Source organism: Pseudomonas sp. LS.1a (genome assembly GCF_022533585.1).
In the GTDB taxonomy this organism is placed as follows: domain Bacteria; phylum Pseudomonadota; class Gammaproteobacteria; order Pseudomonadales; family Pseudomonadaceae; genus Aquipseudomonas.
This window is the reverse complement of the sequence record NZ_CP092827.1, coordinates 527,190-545,192: the sequence shown is the minus strand read 5'-3', so window position 1 is coordinate 545,192 and position 18,003 is coordinate 527,190. Positions and strand designations below refer to the sequence as shown.

Here is an 18,003-nt window from a genome sequence, read left to right as displayed (position 1 = left end):
GTTGACCACTACTTGATTTCAAACAATCCGTTACTAAGCGGCCTCACACTCAAGCGCTCGCGTATGTCGTCATCTATACGGGGATCATCCGGCTGGTACAGTTTTACCTGGCGATAGGCGTTGATGCGATTGATCTCCTCTCCCAGGTAATCCCACACCACCCGGGTACAGGCCGGGTAGCGCTGGTCACCGCTGGAAACACCGGCCTTGAGGCCGTTCAGGCGGGTAATGCGGCTTTTGAAGCTGGGGATGAGGATGGTCTGGCTCATCTCGTTGAAAGTCAGCGACTCGTAGTCGACCAGGAACATCCGGTCCTGCAACTGGAACGCCGCCCCCAGGTAACGGCAACGCACCTCGGCATGGTGGTCAGTGGCACTGGAGCGCTCCTGGCGTTCCTGGCGCTCGAACAGAAACTGCCCGCGCTCTTCCCACAGGTGCACCAGCGACACCAGGATCGTGCCCGGCACCGACATGCAGTTGGAATACTCCAGGTAATAGCCGCAATAACGCGACAGATTGCCGGCATGTTCGTGCAACGGGCGAAACAACTCGCTGATCGGGTCGCCAGGTTGCTCGGCCAAGGTCGACACACGCGCACCGATCAGGTGGCTGAACTGCTCGGGCGGCAAATTCAGCTCGTAATCCTCGACACCGAAGAAATCGCTGATGCGCTTGAGATTGAATGCCGTCGGACGGCTCTGCCCGCTCAGGTACTTGTTGAACTGTGCGCGATTGATCGCGAGCTTGCGGCAAACTTCGGAGATAGAGCGGTAGTGGCTGCAGGCCAGTTTGAGATTGGTAGCGAAATGAACGCTCATGACACAGGGCTCGGGTGACGCGAATGACGCAAGTATAGCATCAGGTTGCACCAAATCAGAGCAATCCGCGAAATTGTAACCGGCCTTGTCATAGCCAACCATGCGCCCCAACGAATAGCGGTGCGCCCGCCGTCCGCTGGTCTTTCCACACGAACAATAAGAATCGAGGTCATTTTCCAATGCTCGAAGTACTCAACGATTTCCTCTCGGGGAAACTTCTCATTGTGCTGATCGTAGGGCTGGGTAGCTACTTCACCATCCGCTCCCGTTTCGTCCAGTTCCGCCACTTTGGCCACATGTTCGGTGTGTTCAAGGAGTCGCTGCGTGGCCAGGCTGGCCAGCTGAGCTCCTTCCAGGCCCTGATGCTGAGCCTGGCCGGCCGTGTGGGCGCCGGTAACATCGCCGGTGTCGGCATTGCCGTGACCCTGGGTGGCCCAGGCGCCGTATTCTGGATGTGGGTCACCGCACTGGTGGGCATGTCCAGCAGCTTCTTCGAATGCACCCTGGCCCAGGTCTACAAGCGCGCCGATGGCGACGGCCTGTACCGTGGCGGCCCGGCCTACTACATCCAGCACGGCCTGAAGCTGAAAAGCATGGCCATCGTGTTCTCGGTCCTGCTGCTGGTCACCTACGGCTTCGCCTTCATCGGCCTGCAGTCGTACACCGTGACCCACTCGCTGCAGAACGCCTTCGCCTTCGACCCCAAGCACACCGGCATCGTCCTCGCCGTGCTGCTGGCCATCACCTTCATCGGCGGCATCAAGCGCATCGCCGCGGTGTCGGACCTGCTGGTACCGGTCAAGACCCTGGCCTACATCGGCGTGACCCTGTACGTGATCGGCACCCAGATCGAACACGTGCCAGCCATGCTGGAAACCATCTTCAAGAGCGCCTTCGGCCTCGACCCGGCGTTCGGCGGCCTGCTCGGCAGCGCCATCGTCATGGGCGTGAAGCGTGGCGTGTTCGCCAACGAAGCGGGCCTGGGCAGTGCACCGAACGTCGCCGCCGTGGCCGCCGTGAAACACCCGGGTGCCCAAGGCGTGGTCCAGGCCTTCAGCGTGTTCCTCGACACCTTCGTGATCTGCACCTGCACCGCGCTGCTGATCCTGCTGTCGGGCTTCTACACCCCGGGCTTCGAAGGTGACGGTATCGTCCTGACCCAGAACTCGCTGGCCGCCGTGGTTGGTGACTGGGGCCGCGTGTTCGTCAGCGTCGCGCTGTCGCTGTTCGTGTTCACCTGCATCCTCTACAACTACTACCTGGGCGAGAACAGCCTGCAGTTCCTCAGCCGCAATCGCGTGGTACTGATGGTGTTCCGTGGCCTGGTACTGGCGCTGGTGGTATGGGGTTCGCTGCAGGACCTGTCGACCGTGTTCGCCTTTGCCGATATCACCATGACCTGCCTGGCCTTCGTCAACCTGGTGGCTCTGGCCCTGCTGTTCAAGGTCGGCCTGCGGGTAATGCGCGACTACGACGAGCAGCGCAAGGCGGGCGTCGACCAGCCGGTGTTCGACTCGGCCAAGTTCGCCGACCTGGACCTGGACCGCAATGCCTGGCCTGCCAATCCGCAGGCGGAAACAGCCACTGACAAAGCAGTCGGCGAAGTCCAGACGCAGCGCTGATATTCTCCCTTCCAGCCGCCCCGTCCGTGGGCGGCTTACCTTTTCTCCGCTCACCGCTACGGATGCTTCCCATGCGAGCAGTAAACAATCTCCTCGTTCTCTATACCGGGGGCACCATCGGCATGCTCGAAACCCCCGAAGGCCTGGCGCCGGCCGGTGGTTTCGAAGCGCGCATGCGCGAACACTTCGCCCACATGCCCGATGCGCCCCAGGTGCAGTGGACACTGCAGGAACTGAACCCGCTGCTGGACAGCGCCAACATGCAACAGCACAACTGGCTGGCGATGCGCGATGCCATCGTCGCAGCGGTAGAGGTTGCTGGCCATGATGGCGTGCTGGTGCTGCATGGTACCGACAGCCTGGCCTACAGCGCCGCGGCATTGTCGTTCCTGCTGCTGGGCCTGCCGGTGCCGGTGCTGCTGACCGGCTCGATGCTGCCGGCGGGTGCCGCAGACAGCGATGCCTGGGGCAACCTGTGCGGCGCGCTGCGCCAGTTCGAACAAGGGCTGGAAGACGGCGTGCAGCTGTACTTCCATGGCCAGCTGCTGCATGGCTGCCGGGCGTCGAAGCTGCGCAGCGAGGCGTTCGATGCCTTTGTCGCGCTGCCACGTCATCGTGACAGTGAGCGCGCCACGGCGATCCCTGCCGAGCTTGGCTACAAGCACCCGCGCCAGCCGGTCAACCTGGCGGTAGTGCCGGTGTTCCCGGGCCTGCAGGCCGGGCACTTGCAGGCACTGCTGGGCAGTGGCGTGCAGGGGTTGCTGCTGGAGTGCTACGGCAGCGGTACCGGGCCGTCGGATGACCAGGCATTGCTGGATGTGCTGAGCGCAGCGCGCCAGCGCGGTGTGATGCTGGCAGCTATCAGCCAGTGCCCTGAGGGGTCGGTGGTGTTCGATACCTATGCGGCGGGTAACCGCTTGCGCGGGGCCGGGCTGGTCAGTGGTGGGGGCATGACCCGTGAGGCAGCGCTGGCCAAGATGGTTGCGCTGCTGGGGGCCGGGCTGGATGTGGATGCAGCTGAGCAGTGGTTTGCCCTGGATCTGTGTGGGGAGCGGGCCTAGCTTTCACCCATCAGGGCCTATTCGCGGGCAAGCCCGCTCCCACAGGTACAGCACTGCCCTTGAAGGCTGTGAAGTCCTGTGGGAGCGGGCTTGCCCGCGAATGGGCCAGTAAAAAATGGCGGAAGGCAGCGGGAGTCGAACCTGCCCGGGAACGGCTGCCGTCCCCAACCGGGTTTGAAGCCCGGCCGCGCCACCGGGCGCGATTGCCTTCCTTGAACTCAGTGCCTGGCTTGCTGCTGGGCCAGGGCGCTGTCGGCGCGAATGTGACGCTGATCGGCCACCCTCCGGGTCAGACCGATGCGGTCGAAGTATTCCAGTATCTGCACACTGCGCTTGCGACCGATGCCCAACATATCGCGAAACGCGGCAACCTGCACTATCGGCGTTTCACTGGCCTGCCCCAGCAGCAGCTCTGCCATGCGCTGTAGCGTCGCCTCAGGGTAGAACAGGTCGCGCACCACCTGGTGCACCAGGCCCAACCGGGCCAGCTTGCGCAGCAACAGGCGCACATCGGCTTCGGCACGGTTTTCCTCACTCGCCAGCGTCCTGACCCAGGGCGGATCGTATTGCCCCGCCAGCAACTTCGGTTGCAGACTCGCCCATAGCGCGCTGTCGGCTTCACTCAACTGCACCTTGTGATCGGGCAGGTGCAGCCAAGGCCCGCTGCTGGCAATGGCACGGTCATCGAGCAACTCATCCAGCAGGCTGACAAAAGCGGGCCGCTCCAGCGGCAAGGCAGCAAAGCGGCGCAGGCGGTCGCGGTCCGGGCCGAGCTGGTCAGGCTCCTGCTCATGGAACCGCGCCAACTGCTCCAGCACCAGGCGCTTGAGCGCCTGCCACTGGGCACGGGCAAACAACAGTTGGCCCTGCCGTGTTGCCACCACCAGCACATCTTCCGGCAACTGCCAGGTTTCGCGCAGGCGATTGAACTGCCGCTCCAGGCGCTGCGGGTCGACACCCCCGGGTGCGCTGGCGAGCAGCGCCGGCAGGGCCTGCTCCAGGTCCTCGGTATCACGCAGCACCTGCAACTGGCGCAGGCGCTCATCGCTGCGCCGCTGACGGCTTGGCGCAAACGGGTCGAGCACCTTGCCGCCCCCCAGGGTGCGCTGGGCACGCTGGTCGCGCAGCACCAGGCGGTCGCCGTGTACCGCCTGCAGCGGTGCGTTGAGCAGCAACTGGGCGAACATGCGCTGGCCCGCCGTCAGGGTTTCTCCTTCGAGCAAGGCCACCCGGGCCGTTATGTCCTGGGTGCCGAGGTGCACGTGCACGGCGCTGAAATGTTCGAAAGTCCGGGTCTCGCCCGGCAACAGTTTCAGTTCGATATCCACCCGCACGCTGGGGGCATGCAGCCACTCGGCCACCAGCCAGTCACCCCGATGCACCTGTTCCGCCGCCAGGCGTTCGGCAGCGATGTTCAGCGCCACACGCTGGCCCGCCTCGGCCACCAGGGCGGCCTGGTTCTGCGCATGCAGGCCACGCACCCGCACCGGTTTGCCGGCCTTGCCCAGCAACAAGGTGTCGCCGGCACTGACCCGCCCGGCCAGCGCCGTGCCCGTGACCACCACACCCGCACCGGTAACGGCGAAAGCACGGTCGACGGCCAGGCGGAAACCGCCGCGCACGCTGCGCTGGCGCACGCGCTGCTCCGCCGCCAGCAACGCCTGGCGCAGGGCATCGATACCCTCGCCGGTCACACTCGACAACGGAAACTGCCGTGCACCGGCATAAGGGCCCGGCGCCAGCAATTCGCTGACTTGTGCCTGCACTTCGGCCAGGCGTGCCGGCTCTACCCGATCGCATTTGCTGATTGCCACCAGGGCCTGGGGAATGCCGAGCAGCTCGATGATTGCCAGGTGCTCGCGGGTTTGTGGCATCACCCCGTCGTCGGCCGCCACCACCAGCAGCACCAGGTCGATGCCGTGGGCGCCGGCCAGCATGTTGTGGATAAAGCGCTCATGGCCCGGTACGTCGATGAAGCCGGTCAGTGCCGCCCCCTCGGTCAACGCCGCATAGCGGTAGCCCAGGTCGATGGTCATGCCACGGGCGCGCTCCTCCTGGCGCTGGTCGCCGGCCTGGCCGGTCAGGGCCTGGAGCAGTGCGGTCTTGCCGTGGTCGATATGGCCGGCGGTACCAACGATCACTGTACCGGCCCCAACTGCAGGGCGGGCAACTGCGCCAGCCACTGGGCTTCGTCATCCAGCTGGCGCAGGTCCAGCCACAGGGCGTCGTCGGCGATGCGGCCGAGCACCGGCACCGGCAGGTCTCGCAAGGCCCGCTCCAGCACATGCAGGCTGCGCCCGCGCAACTTCTTCGACACCTGCGGGCGCAGGCACAACGCCGCGCTCGGCAGGCGGGCGACCGGTTGGCTGCCACTGCCGATCATGCCCAACGCCGGCTCCACGCTGACCGCCCATTGCTCGCCGAGGCGGGCCTTGAGCTCAGGGCCCAGGCGCTCGGCCTGGGCCTGGATTTCGGCCTGGCTGCGGGTCAGCAGACGCAGGCTGGGCAGGCGCTCGGCCAGGCGGTCGGGGTTGCGGTACAGCGCCAGCACCGCTTCGAGTGCGGCGAGGGTGATCTTGTCGACCCGCAGCGCACGCTTGAGCGGGTTCTTCTTGATCCTGGCGATCAGGTCCTTGCGCCCGACGATGATCCCGGCTTGCGGCCCGCCCAGCAGTTTGTCGCCACTGAAGGTGACGATATCGGCGCCGTCAGCCAGGGCCTGGCGCACGGTCGGCTCGGTGGGCAGGCCCCAGCGGGTGAGGTCAAGCAGGCTACCGCTGCCAAGGTCCTCAAGCAGCGGTAAGTCATGTTGGTGGGCGATGCGCGCCAGCTCGGCGGTGGGCACCTGGGTGGTGAAACCCTGGATACTGTAGTTGCTGCAATGCACGCGCATCAGCAGGCCGGTGCGTGGGCCGATGGCGGCCTCGTAGTCGCGGGCGTGGGTGCGGTTGGTGGTGCCGACTTCGTGCAGCTTCACGCCAGCGCGGGCCATGATGTCGGGAATGCGGAAGGCACCGCCGATCTCGATCAGTTCACCGCGGGAGATGATGCCCTCCTTGCGCGCACCCAGGCTGTTGAGCGCCAGCAGCACGGCGGCAGCGTTGTTGTTGACCACGGTGACGGCTTCGGCGCCGGTCAGCTCGCGGATCAGGCCTTCGATCAGGTCGTCACGGTCGCCACGCTTGCCGGTGGCCAGGTCGAATTCCAGGTTGAGCGGGTAGCGGGCGGCGGTCTGCATGGCCTCGATGGCCTCCTCTGGCAACAGGGCGCGGCCAAGGTTGGTGTGCAGGACGGTGCCGGTGAGGTTGAACACGCGGCGGACCTGGCTGCGTTGCTGGGTGGCCAGGCGTTCGCCGGTGCGGCCCAGCAGGACTTCAGCGGCCAGTTCGGCGGCGCTGAGTTGGCCGGTACGGGCGGGGTCGCGCAGGTCGTCGAGCAGTTGGCGCAAGGTGGCAAGGACCGCGTCGCGGCCATGGCGGTCGATCAGCGGGAGGCAGGCCGGGTGGCGCAAAAGGGTGTCGATGGAGGGCAGGCGTGGGGTGTCGCTGGCTAGGCTGGAGGACATGCGGTACTACCTTGGACTGATCCGTTGTCTGTACTGGCCTCTTCGCGGGGGAACCCGCTCCCACAAGGCCCGCGCAGCTTTTGAAGCTTGCGCGGTACCTGTGGGGGCGGGTTTACCCGCGAAGAAGGCGACTCGGTCTTACAGTGTAGACACTCACCCACTACCCAGGCGCAAGCATCAGGTTCGGTGCCAACCGATGGAAGCCCTCCTCGTCCAGGCGAATGTCCAGCGCCAGGCTGGCCAGGTCGTCGGCCAGCGGCTCGGCCGCCGCATCGTTTTCCAGGTAGTTCTGCTTCAGGTAGCTTTCGCACGCCGGGCAGCACTCGGCACGCAGCGGCGCCTTGCCCGGCGCATGGCGGTCATCGTCGAGGCTGGTGTAGCGCAGGTCCTTGCTCGACTCGCAGTAGACGCACTTGACCCGCACTACATGCCATTCACAGGCACACAGCGAACAGGCCAGGTAGCGCAGGCCATTGTGCTTGCCACGGTTGCGCACCACCCCGGCCATCGCCGGCGAGCCGCAGGCCGGGCACTGGGCCAGGCTGCCGGCGGGCTTGAGCTCTGGCGCGGGCAGCGCCAGCAACCAACTGGACCAGGCCGCCTGCAAGGCCGCCCCAATGAACGGCACCAGCGCTGCGGGCACTGCATCGTACTGGCCGGCGAGCAAGGCAATGCCCCAGCCCTTGCGCTGATTGTCGTCGCTGCCACGCAGGGCTTGCAGTGCCTCACCCAACGGACCGCTGGTTTGCGCGCTGAAGTGCTCGAGCAAGGCCTGCAACCAGACCAGCCACGGCCCTTCACGCACCAGGCTATCCGCCGCCAGCGGCGGCAAACCATGACTTATGCACAGGCGTTGACGCTCCTCGGCCACAGGCATGCCAGCGGGCGGGTTATCCACAAGCTGCTGCTGGATGCGGCACAAGCGGGCCACCAGCTTCAGGTATTCGCCAAGGGCATTGCCCTCGGCCAGCTGCTCCAGGCGCGCGGCCCGCAGTTCGAACAGGTTGGCGGGGGGCAGGTGCAGAAACGGCGGCATCACCGCCGACGCTTCGATCTGCCCGGGTTCGAGTATCGTGCTCAAGCGCTCATCCTTCTTTTCGTCCGTGATTGCCCGGCGTCTTGTCACCGGTCACTTCGCGGTACCACAACTCATGGTGCTTGCGCGCCCAGGCGCGGCTGACCCAGCCATGCAGCATGGCGCCGATCGAGCCCTTGATCCAGATGCCGGCGTAGATGTGCACGATGATGCTGAGGATCAGCACGAACGCCGCCAGGGCGTGGAGCAGCGCGGACAGGCGAATGACCTCGATGCCGAACCAATGGCTGAAGTAGGCGCGCCAGATCACCACACCGCTGACCAGCAGAACCAGCATGCACGCCAGCAGGGTCCAGAACAACAGCTTCTGCCCGGCGTTGTACTTGCCAATCGGCGGCACACCCTCCTCCTTGTTGAGCATCACCCGGTCCACGCGGCGCAGCCACAGGCGGTCGTTGGCGGTGATGAAGTTGGCGCGCCAGAAACGCAGCACCAGGCCGAGGAAGAACACGAACATCGCCACCCCGATGAAGGGGTGCAGGATGCCTGTCCACGGCCCACCGCCGAACAGGTTGCTGAGCCAGAACAGCGCCGGATGGAACAGCGCCAGCCCCGACAGGCCAGCCAGGATGAACAGGATCGCGACGACCCAGTGGTTGCTGCGCTCGTTGGCGTTGTAACGCAGGATGGGTTTGTTGTCGTTCATGGTCGCTGCTCCCCTTGCCCACCGGGCTTGGCCGGATCATAGACATGGACCGACGGGTCCACCTGATGCACGCTTTCATCCGGCGGTGTCGGGCGTTCGTCCTCCTCCACCCGCTGTGGCCCGACCCGCACATAGTGGAAGAACCCGGCCAGCACCGCCGCGCCCATGGCCAGCAGCGCCAGCGGCTTGGTGAAGCCTTTCCACAGCCCCACCAGCGGGCTGATCACCGGCTGATCCGGCAGGCCGGCGTACAGTTTCGGCGTGTCGGCATGGTGCAGCACATACATCACATGGGTGCCACCGACGCCGTGCGGGTCGTACAGCCCGGCGTTGTCATAGCCGCGCGACTTGAGGTCGACGATGCGCTCGGCGGCATGCACTTTCATCTCGTCCTTGCTGCCGAACACGATCGCCCCGGTCGGGCAGGTTTTCACGCAGGCCGGCTCCAGGCCCACGGTCACGCGGTCGGAACACAGGGTGCACTTGTACGCCTTGTGGTCCTTCTGCGAGATGCGCGGGATGTTGAACGGGCAGCCGGTGATGCAGTAGCCGCAACCGATACAGTGGTCCTGGTTGAAGTCGACGATGCCGTTGGCGTGCTTGATGATCGCCCCCGGGCTCGGGCAGGCCTTCAGGCAACCTGGCTCGGCGCAGTGCATGCAGCCGTCCTTGCGAATCAGCCACTCCAGGTTGCCGTCGTCGCGCTCATGCTCGGTGAAGCGCATCAGGGTCCAGGTCTCGGCGGTGAGGTCCTGGGGGTTGTCATAGGTGCCGTGGTTGTGGCCGACCTCGTCACGCAGTTCGTTCCACTCCGAACACGCCACCTGGCAGGCCTTGCAGCCGATGCACTTGGTGGTGTCGATCAGCTTGGCGACTTCCTGCTGCTGGCGTACCGAAGGCGGTACGGTGGTGGTGGCCGAGCGGGCGATGATGTCTTGGCTGGCCATCAGAGTTTCTCCACTTTGACGAGGAACGACTTGGACTCTGGCGTCTGGGTATTGCCGTCACCCAGGAAAGGCACCAGGGTGTTGGTCAGGTAGCCATGCCGCGTAGCCCCGGTGAAGCCCCAGTGCAGCGGAATGCCGATCTGGTGCACGGTCTGGTTGTTGACCTTGAGCGGGCGAATCCGCTTGGTCACCACCGCCACCGCCTCGATGTGCCCGCGCTTGCTCGACACCCGCACCCGGTCACCGGCCTTGATACCCTTCTCGTTGGCCAGCACCTCGCCGATTTCGACGAACTGCTCGGGCTGGGCAATGGCGTTGAGGCGGCAATGCTTGCTCCAGAAGTGGAAGTGCTCGGTCAGCCGGTACGTGGTCGCCGCATACGGGAACTCGTCGTGCTTGCCCAGGGTGTCCCACACCGAGTCGAAGACCCGCCCGGCCGGGTTGCTGGTGGCCTTCTTGTTCTGCGGGTGCAGCGGGTTGATGCCAATCGGCGTCTCGAACGGCTCGTAGTGCTCGGGGAACGGGCCTTCGGCCATCTTGTCGATGGCGAAGAACCGCGCCACGCCTTCGGGGTTCATGATGAACGGGTTCATCCCCGCCTCGGGTGGCGAGTCGACCTTGAAGTCGGGCACGTCGGTACCGGTCCAGGCCTTGCCGTTCCACCATACCAGGCGCTTCTTCTCCGGGTCCCAGGGTTTGCCTTGCGGGTCGCTGGAAGCACGGTTGTAGAGGATGCGGCGGTTGGCTGGCCAGGCCCAGGCCCAGTTCTGCACCTGGTGCATGCCGTATGGGTCGCTGTTGTCGCGGCGGGCCATCTGGTTGCCCTGCTCGGTCCAGCTGCCGGCGAAGATCCAGCAGCCGGACGCGGTGCTGCCATCGTCCTTGAGCTGGCCAAAGCCCGCCAGTTGCTGGCCGGCCTTGAGCACTGCGCCAGTCGGGTCGGTGAGGTCGGTCACCGCCCAGCCGTTCATTTCCTTGGCCAGTTCCTCCGGGGATGGCTCTTCAGGGATCTTGTATGGCCAGTTGATGTTCATCAGCGCGTCAGGGTAGGCACCGCCCTCGGCCTGGTAGCGTCGGCGCAGACGCAGGAACAGCTCGCTCATGATGTGCACGTCGGTGCGGGTCTCGCCCGGGCCGTCGGCGCCCTTCCAGTGCCACTGCAGCCAGCGGCTGCTGTTGACCAGCGAGCCGTCTTCCTCGGCGAAGCAGGTGGTGGGCAGGCGGATCACTTCGGTCTGGATGTTGGCCGTGTCGACATCGTTGAACGGCCCGACGTTGCGCCAGAACTCCGAGGTCTCGGTGGCCAGCGGGTCCATGATCACCAGCCACTTGAGCTTGCCCAGGGCTGCGGTGACGCGGTTCTTGTCCGGCAGCGCGGCAATCGGGTTGAAGCCCTGGCACATGTAGCCGTTGACCTTGCCCTGGCCCATCATCTCGAACATGCGCAGCACGTCGTAGGCCGGCACGTCGAGCTTGGGCAGCCAGTCGTAGCCCCAGTTGTTTTCTGCCGTAGCGTTGGCGCCATACCAGGCCTTCATCAGGCTGACGTGGAACTTGCCGTAGTTCTGCCAGTACGACAGTTGCCCTGGGCGCAGCGGTTTGGAGGCGCGCTTGTCGATGTAGGCGGCGTAGTCCTGCTCGGCATCGCCAGCCAAGGTCAGGTAACCCGGCAGCGAGTTGGACAGCAGGCCGAGGTCGGTCAGGCCCTGGATGTTGGAGTGCCCGCGCAAGGCGTTGACCCCGCCACCGGGCATGCCGACGTTGCCCAGCAGCAACTGGACCATGGCCGCACTGCGGATGATCTGTGCGCCGATCGAGTGCTGCGTCCAGCCGAGCGCGTAGAGGATCGTCATGGTCTTGCCCGGTACCGAGCAGGTGGCGATCTCTTCCCAGATCTTCAGCATGGCGTCCTGCGGCATGCCACAGGTCATGCTCGCCAGTTCCGGGGTATAGCGGCTGTAGTGCTGCTTCATCAGCTGGAACACGCAGCGCGGGTGCTGCAAGGTCGGGTCGACCTTGGCAAAACCGTCCTCACCCAGTTCATAACCCCAGCCGGACTTGTCGGCATACACACGCTTGGCCTCGTCATAGCCGCTGAACAGGCCATCCTCGAAGCCATAGTTCTCTTTGACGATGAACGACACGTCGGTGTAGTTGCGCACGTACTCGTGCTGGATCTTGTCGTTGCTCAGCAGGTAATTGATCAGCCCGCCCATGAAGGCGATGTCGGTACCGGTACGAATCGGTGCGTAGTAGTCCGCCACCGAAGCGGTACGGGTAAACCGCGGGTCGACCACGATCAGCCGCGCCTTGTTGTGCGCCTTGGCCTCGGTCACCCACTTGAAGCCGCACGGATGCGCTTCTGCTGCGTTGCCACCCATCACCAGGACCAGATTCGCGTTGGCGATATCGGACCAGTGGTTGGTCATGGCGCCACGGCCGTACGTCGGGGCAAGACTTGCCACCGTCGGGCCATGTCAGACACGAGCCTGGTTATCGAACCCCAGCATGCCTGTTGCGCGGATGACCTTGTGGGTCAGGTAGCCGGCCTCGCTGGAGGCGGCGGAAGCAGCGAGAAAACCGGTGGTTAGCCAGCGGTTGACCGTTTGCCCCTGGGCGTTCTTTTCGATGAAGTTGGCGTCGCGGTCCTGCTTCATCAGGTCGGCGACGCGATCGAGCGCCTCGTCCCAGCTGACTCGCACCCACTCCTTGCTGCCCGGCTTGCGTACCTCGGGGTACTGCAGGCGGCTCGGGCTGTGGATGAAGTCCAGCAGGCCGGCGCCTTTCGGGCAGAGGGTGCCGCGGTTGACCGGGTGGTCGGCGTCACCTTCGATATGGATGATGTTCTGTTTGACGTTCTTGCCCGCATCGCCCTGGCTGTACATGATCAGGCCGCAGCCGACCGAGCAGTAGGGGCAGGTGTTACGGGTTTCTTTGGTATGCGCCAGCTTGAAGTGACGCACCTGCTCGGCGAATGCGGGTGTCGGGGCCATGCCCAACGCCGCAAGGCTCGAGCCTCCAAGGCCGACGGCGGCGACCTTGAAGAACTGCCGACGGTTCAGGTCCATCGTGCACTCCTGATCAGGTGGTGGACGCACGGAACATGGCCGGCGCCTCTTGGTAGTCACGGTGGCGGCCAATTGATGGCCGCCAACAGGTAAGACTAGCCAAGAATCGCGAAGGTGCGATGACATGGGTCAGCTGAAGGCGCTGTGTTGCCTGATTCGCGGGTGAACCCGCTCCCACAGGTACTGCACCTGCCCGAATGTGGGAGCGGGCGTGCCCGCGAACACCGGCAACGCCGGTGCCATCCACCACCGGCCGATCAGCAAAGCGGCAGGTTGCGCACCACGTTCAGCGCCGCGCTGCTCTGCGCCACCGGCATGATCTCGATGGTATTGATGTTCACATGCGCCGGCTGCTCGGCAATCCAGGCCACCGTGGCCGCGATGTCCTCGGGCAGAATGGCCTCCACATCCCTATACAGCGCCTGCACGGCATCCAGGTCACCGTTCAGGCGCACCACCGAGAAATCGGTACCCGAGCACAGCCCCGGCTCGATGTTGCTCACTCGCACGCGGGTGCCCGCCAGGTCGGCGCGCAGGTTGAGGCTGAACTGGCGGACGAAGGCCTTGCTGGCGCCATACACGTTACCGCCCGGGTAGGGGTAGGTGCCGGCGATCGAGCCGATGTTGATGATCATGCCGCTGTCGGCTTCCACCATCTGCGGCAGTATCTTGTGGGTGACCATGGCCAGGCCGGTGATGTTGGTGTCGATCATCCGCTGCCAGTTTTCCGCACTGCTGACCTGGGCACGGTCCACGCCCAGCGCCAGCCCGGCATTGTTGACCAGCAGGTCGATCTGCAGCGAAGCATCACGAATCTTCTCGACCGCCGTCTCGAGCGACACCGGGTCGGTGACATCCAGCGCCAGCGCAGTGAAGTTGGCGCCCAGTTCGGCTTCCAGCGCTTGCAGCTTGTCCATGCGCCGGGCGCCACCGATCACGCGGTAGCCTTTGCCGATCAAGGTACGGCAGATGGCGCGGCCAAAGCCCGAGGAGGCGCCGGTTACGAATGCGGTTTTCATCAGTTGTCTCCTATGGAAGGGTCAGGCCAGGTACTTCACGCCCAGGCTGGTGAACAGGCAGAGCATCGAAAACACCAGCGCCTTGCGCACCACTTCGTTGCCCTTGCGCAGGGCCAGCGCGCTGCCCAGGTGGTTACCGAGGATGTTGCAGGCCACCAGCGGCAACGCCAGCAGGTAGACGACCTTGCCGGCAATGACGAAGGCCACCAGGGCGCCGATGTTGGACGCGAAATTGAAGGTTTTGGAGTTGGCCGAGCTGGAGACCAGGTCCATGCGCAGCAGGTAATGGAACGCGATGATGAACATGCTGCCGGTACCGGGGCCGAAGAAGCCGTCATAGAAGCCGATGGCCAGGCAGGTCAGCGGGACCACGGTGAACAGCATGCGCGATGACAGTTCGCGCTCTTCGACCGGGCGGTCCTTGGGGGTGAGGAAGATGAGGATGCCGAGGGGGATCAGCGCCAGGATGATCTTGCCCACGGTTTCCTGGGAGATCGACACGATCAGGTGTGCCCCCAGGTAGGCACCGAGCAACGAGAACGGCACGCCGACCAGCGCCACCTGCCAGACCATCTTGCTGTTGGCCAGGAAGTTGCGAATGGCTGCCAGTGTGCCAAGGGTACTGACCAGTTTTTCCTGACCGAGGGCAACCTGCGGTGGCATGCCGACCAGCAGAAAGCCCGGCACCAGGAACAACCCGCCGCCACCGGCAATGCTGTCTACGAAGCCGGCAACGAAAGCGATAGCCCCAAGCATGAGCACCGCCAGCAACCAGTGTTCCGCCCAGAAAGCGCCCAGAATTTCCATAGCGAAGTCCATCCAGTGGAGTGTCCTGCCAAGCACAACGCAAGTGTGCATGTCCCAATCAGCGCGATGATTGTAATTACAAAAATTGAATCGATGCAATATCGAATTAAATCGACTCAATGACAACGATTACCATCATTACCGCATCTTGGCTTTCATGTTAGGCTGCGCGCAATTGCAGAATCTGGTGTCATTTCCATGTGGGTCCCTCAATACGGCGATCAAACCCAGCCGGTTTACCTGATGATCGCTAATGCCCTTGAACAGGACATCGAAAGTGGTCGGCTTGCAGCAGGCGATCGTTTGCCCACACTCAAAGACCTTGCCGAGGCACTCAATGTAACCCCCGGCACCGTTGGAAGAGCCTACGACGAAGCCGCCAAACGCGGCCTGGTGGTTGGAGAGGTAGGCCGTGGCACATTTGTCAGGCAGTTGCGACAGCGGTTATCCACCCCGTCGGTGCCCACACCCGTTACTGGCGAAAGCAGCCAGATCGATCTATCGATCATCAAACCCAACGACGCCCACATGAGTGAGTGGCTGGGTGCGGCGATCAGCGAGCTGGCCACTTCTCCGGACCTGGGGCAGGTACTCGACTATGTGACAGAGGGTGGTCACACCTCCCACAAACAAGCAGGGGCAGCCTGGATTCAGCGCTGGCTGCCTGATGCTCGCTGGCAACAGGTTGTACTGACCTCTGGCGCCCAGCATGGACTATTGGTGGCCATCAGCAGCCTGTCGAAGAGCGACGATGTGGTGCTGTGCGAATCGTTCTGCTACCCAGGCATCATCTCCCTGGCCCACAGCATGGGCCGCCGCCTGCGCGGCGTGGCCATGGACGAGCACGGCCTTATTCCGGAGGCATTGCGCGCGGCCTGCCTGGAGCACCGCCCTTCCCTGCTGGTGTGCGTCACCACCCACCAGAACCCGACCAACTCGATCATGCCCCACGCACGGCGCCAGGCCATTGCAGAGATCGCCCGCGAGTTCGACCTGTTCATCGTCGATGACGATATCTACGGTTTTCTCGAACCCGCAGCGGATTACCAGCCACTGACCGCGTATGCGCCCGAACGCTCGGTGTACCTCACCAGCCTGTCCAAGAGCGTGCTGCCGGCGCTGCGCATCGGTTACCTGTACGCGCCACCGCAAACCCTCTCGCGGTTATCGTCGATGGTACGCAGCAGCGTCTGGATGCCGTCACCATTGATGGCGCAACTGGCCAGCAACCTGATCAACAGCGGCATGGCCGACCAGTTGGTGCGGGTACAGCAGGACGAGGCGGCCGCGCGCCAGCAAATGGCCCGGGAGATCCTTGGCAGGTACAAGATCCGCAGCCAGCCCAACAGCTTCCACATCTGGCTGGAGTTGCCGGAGCCGTGGACCAGCGACGAATTCGCCAACCTGGCGCGCAACAACGGCGTCACGGTAGTCAGTGGCAGCCAGTTCCTGCCGGAACGCAGCCACGCAACCTGCGGCGTGCGCATCGCCCTGATGGCGCCCAGCCGCCAGGAACTGGGCTTTGCCCTGACCAAGCTGGTCAGCCTGCTGGACTCGCCGGAGCCGCGGTTGTTCTATTGAAGCGCTGCCTTATTGAACCCGCTCTCACCTAACCCTTTGAATTAGCAGGGACCCTGTGGGAGCGGCTTTAGCCGCGAACACCGGCACAGCCGGTGCCATGCACCGCGCTGGATTCTTCGCGGCTAAAGCCGCTCCCACAGGATAAGCGGATCGCTTGCGAACTCGTTCGCACCAGCACCTGAGCTTATCGGGATCAGCCAAACAGGTGCAGTAGAATGGCACCCACCAAGACCAGGCCCACGCCCACCACCTGAAAGCAGGACAACCGCTCCCGATAGAAGAAGAAGCCCAGTATCGCGGCGATTCCCCCCGACAGCGTGCTGATCACGGTGACAACGGAAATCGAACCATTTAGCGCCCCCCAGGAAAAGGCGGAAAACCCACCCAGGTTGAACAGGCTGGCACCGCACAATGTTGCACACGTTCTTGGCCTGATTACCGACCAGCCCCTCAACAGCCTGAGCGCTTCGGGCATCAGGAAGATCACCCCAACTGCATACCCTAGCGCCAACATGTTCACAGGGCCGAGCGAGGGCAGCGCATATTTCCCCTGAAGCCAGAAACTGACGCCGTAGAAAGCCGCCGCCAACAGAGCGAAAGCAACCGGCAAACGGCTCATCGACCGCCCCTGCTCACCCGCCCTGTTACCGCTGCTACTGGCCAACAGCACACCAAGGAAACAGGTCAGCAAGCCAAGAAACTGCCAAAGCGACAGTTCATCACCACCTAGCCAGGCCAGCAGCGTAGTAAAGACGCCATACGAGGTCACCAGCGGAGCCACGACTGCCGTCTTGCCGATAGCAAAGGCCTTGGAAAGTGACAGCGCCCCTAACACCGTGCAAAGCGCCGCAACTCCGCCAAGCAGCAATGCGCTAACAGGTGCCGCCAGTATCTTTTCCAGCTGATTGGCCGATATGAAGATGATCAGCCCCATCAGCAACAGACCCAATACCTGCCCAAAAAAGACAGCTCGACGAATGCCAACCGCCCGGGCGTTTACCCCCACTAGAAAATCGGTGACGCCCCACAACAAGGCGGCTATCAAACCCATGATGACGTCCATGTTTCCACTCCCGTTGCCTGCTAGGGACAGATATTAAATTGAGAGGGCAACAATGAGCTGCAGCACCAGCAGTTTCAGAAGCCTCCTACACGGGGTGGCTGCCCATAAAAAAACCCAGGGCAACTGCCCTGGGCTTCTGGTCTTGCTAGACGCCTGACCGCTCCGATCAGAACGGAATATCGTCATCGAAGCTGTCGAAGTCAGCCGCTGGCTGCGGGGCTGGCTGCTGCGGTGCCGGGCGCTGAGGAGCCTGTTGCGGGCGCGGGGCCTGCTGGCGCGGAGCCTGGTTGTACTGTTGCGGCTGGCCGCCACCGTAGTTGCCGCCACCCTGGTTGTACGGGTCACCGCCCTGCTGCTGGCCCTGCGGACGGCCGCCGAGCAGCTGCATGGTGCCGTTGATGTCGACGATGATCTCGGTGGTGTAGCGCTTGATGCCGTCTTTTTCCCACTCGCGGGTCTGCAGCTTGCCTTCGATGTAGCACTGCGAACCCTTGCGCAGGTATTCGCCGGCGATTTCGGCAACCTTGCCGAACAGCGACACACGGTGCCACTCGGTACGCTCGACCTTCTGGCCCGACTGCTTGTCGGTCCACTGCTCGCTGGTAGCCAGGCTCAGGTTGGTCACGGCGTTACCGTTGGGCAGGTAGCGGACTTCGGGATCCTGGCCACAGGTACCAACCAGAATGACTTTGTTAACCCCACGGGCCATA

14 protein-coding genes and 1 tRNA gene are annotated in these 18,003 nt (G+C 63.9%); 3 read left to right on the top strand and 12 right to left on the bottom strand.

Features of this window, described 5'->3' with window-relative positions:
* Positions 1-8 precede the first annotated feature (8 nt).
* On the bottom strand, positions 9-818 hold the full coding sequence (locus MKK04_RS02435) for a helix-turn-helix domain-containing protein (protein ID WP_207832735.1): 810 nt from the start codon (positions 816-818) through the stop codon (positions 9-11).
* Positions 819-997: 179 nt separating this feature from the next.
* On the opposite strand from MKK04_RS02435, the gene MKK04_RS02430 reads away from it, so the two are divergent.
* On the top strand, positions 998-2,440 hold the full coding sequence (locus tag MKK04_RS02430; RefSeq protein ID WP_063911050.1) for an alanine/glycine:cation symporter family protein: 1,443 nt from the start codon (positions 998-1,000) through the stop codon (positions 2,438-2,440).
* A 71-nt stretch (positions 2,441-2,511) separates the two neighbouring features.
* Positions 2,512-3,501: an asparaginase gene (locus MKK04_RS02425; protein WP_416774941.1), complete on the top strand. Its 990-nt coding sequence runs from the start codon at positions 2,512-2,514 to the stop codon at positions 3,499-3,501.
* A gap of 116 nt (positions 3,502-3,617) precedes the next feature.
* Here the strand turns inward: MKK04_RS02425 and MKK04_RS02420 are convergent.
* From MKK04_RS02420 to MKK04_RS02380, 9 genes are all read right to left on the bottom strand, one after another.
* A tRNA-Sec gene (locus tag MKK04_RS02420) sits at positions 3,618-3,713 on the bottom strand.
* Between the two features lie 6 nt (positions 3,714-3,719).
* Positions 3,720-5,642, bottom strand: a complete 1,923-nt coding sequence (gene selB, locus MKK04_RS02415) for a selenocysteine-specific translation elongation factor (RefSeq protein ID WP_241106198.1) — start codon at positions 5,640-5,642, stop codon at positions 3,720-3,722.
* The gene (gene selA, locus MKK04_RS02410) at positions 5,639-7,066 is read right to left on the bottom strand and encodes an L-seryl-tRNA(Sec) selenium transferase (protein ID WP_241106197.1); all 1,428 of its coding nucleotides are present in this window, start codon (positions 7,064-7,066) and stop codon (positions 5,639-5,641) included. The genes selB and selA overlap by 4 nt, the downstream gene beginning before the upstream one ends.
* Before the next feature lie 160 nt (positions 7,067-7,226).
* Positions 7,227-8,147 (bottom strand): formate dehydrogenase accessory protein FdhE, encoded by a 921-nt coding sequence (fdhE, locus tag MKK04_RS02405; protein ID WP_063911046.1) that lies wholly within the window; start codon positions 8,145-8,147, stop codon positions 7,227-7,229.
* Positions 8,148-8,151: 4 nt separating this feature from the next.
* A complete protein-coding gene (locus MKK04_RS02400; protein ID WP_241106196.1) occupies positions 8,152-8,808 on the bottom strand; it encodes a formate dehydrogenase subunit gamma in 657 nt (218 codons plus the stop codon).
* Positions 8,805-9,755, bottom strand: coding sequence for a formate dehydrogenase subunit beta (gene fdxH / locus MKK04_RS02395; RefSeq protein WP_241106195.1), 951 nt, complete (start codon positions 9,753-9,755; stop codon positions 8,805-8,807). The genes MKK04_RS02400 and fdxH overlap by 4 nt, the downstream gene beginning before the upstream one ends.
* A complete protein-coding gene (gene fdnG / locus MKK04_RS02390) occupies positions 9,755-12,823 on the bottom strand; it encodes a formate dehydrogenase-N subunit alpha (RefSeq protein WP_156510838.1) in 3,069 nt (1,022 codons plus the stop codon). Before fdnG ends, fdxH begins: the two co-directional genes overlap by 1 nt.
* A 257-nt stretch (positions 12,824-13,080) precedes the next feature.
* The gene (locus tag MKK04_RS02385; RefSeq protein WP_207832729.1) at positions 13,081-13,842 is read right to left on the bottom strand and encodes an SDR family NAD(P)-dependent oxidoreductase; all 762 of its coding nucleotides are present in this window, start codon (positions 13,840-13,842) and stop codon (positions 13,081-13,083) included.
* A 21-nt stretch (positions 13,843-13,863) separates the two neighbouring features.
* A complete protein-coding gene (locus MKK04_RS02380; RefSeq protein WP_207832849.1) occupies positions 13,864-14,649 on the bottom strand; it encodes a TSUP family transporter in 786 nt (261 codons plus the stop codon).
* A gap of 198 nt (positions 14,650-14,847) precedes the next feature.
* On the opposite strand from MKK04_RS02380, the gene MKK04_RS02375 reads away from it, so the two are divergent.
* Complete coding sequence (locus tag MKK04_RS02375) at positions 14,848-16,230, top strand: aminotransferase-like domain-containing protein (protein ID WP_207832727.1); 1,383 nt, start codon at positions 14,848-14,850, stop codon at positions 16,228-16,230.
* A gap of 193 nt (positions 16,231-16,423) precedes the next feature.
* Here MKK04_RS02375 and MKK04_RS02370 read toward each other — a convergent pair whose 3' ends face one another.
* Positions 16,424-17,293, bottom strand: a complete 870-nt coding sequence (locus tag MKK04_RS02370; protein WP_207832725.1) for an EamA family transporter — start codon at positions 17,291-17,293, stop codon at positions 16,424-16,426.
* Between the two features lie 166 nt (positions 17,294-17,459).
* On the bottom strand, positions 17,460-18,002 hold the full coding sequence (locus tag MKK04_RS02365) for a single-stranded DNA-binding protein (RefSeq protein WP_063911040.1): 543 nt from the start codon (positions 18,000-18,002) through the stop codon (positions 17,460-17,462).
* Position 18,003: the final 1 nt, after the last annotated feature.

Bases quoted from the DNA above. Each gene is read 5' to 3' on its own strand.
- MKK04_RS02435 (WP_207832735.1), bottom strand. From the start codon at position 818: ATGAGCGTTCATTTCGCTACCAATCTCAAACTGGCCTGCAGCCACTAC.
- MKK04_RS02430 (WP_063911050.1), top strand. From the start codon at position 998: ATGCTCGAAGTACTCAACGATTTCCTCTCGGGGAAACTTCTCATTGTG.
- MKK04_RS02425 (WP_416774941.1), top strand. From the start codon at position 2,512: ATGCGAGCAGTAAACAATCTCCTCGTTCTCTATACCGGGGGCACCATC.
- selA (WP_241106197.1), bottom strand. From the start codon at position 7,066: ATGTCCTCCAGCCTAGCCAGCGACACCCCACGCCTGCCCTCCATCGAC.
- MKK04_RS02400 (WP_241106196.1), bottom strand. From the start codon at position 8,808: ATGAACGACAACAAACCCATCCTGCGTTACAACGCCAACGAGCGCAGC.
- fdxH (WP_241106195.1), bottom strand. From the start codon at position 9,755: ATGGCCAGCCAAGACATCATCGCCCGCTCGGCCACCACCACCGTACCG.
- MKK04_RS02385 (WP_207832729.1), bottom strand. From the start codon at position 13,842: ATGAAAACCGCATTCGTAACCGGCGCCTCCTCGGGCTTTGGCCGCGCC.
- MKK04_RS02380 (WP_207832849.1), bottom strand. From the start codon at position 14,649: ATGGAAATTCTGGGCGCTTTCTGGGCGGAACACTGGTTGCTGGCGGTG.
- MKK04_RS02375 (WP_207832727.1), top strand. From the start codon at position 14,848: ATGTGGGTCCCTCAATACGGCGATCAAACCCAGCCGGTTTACCTGATG.
- MKK04_RS02370 (WP_207832725.1), bottom strand. From the start codon at position 17,293: ATGGACGTCATCATGGGTTTGATAGCCGCCTTGTTGTGGGGCGTCACC.
- MKK04_RS02365 (WP_063911040.1), bottom strand. From the start codon at position 18,002: ATGGCCCGTGGGGTTAACAAAGTCATTCTGGTTGGTACCTGTGGCCAG.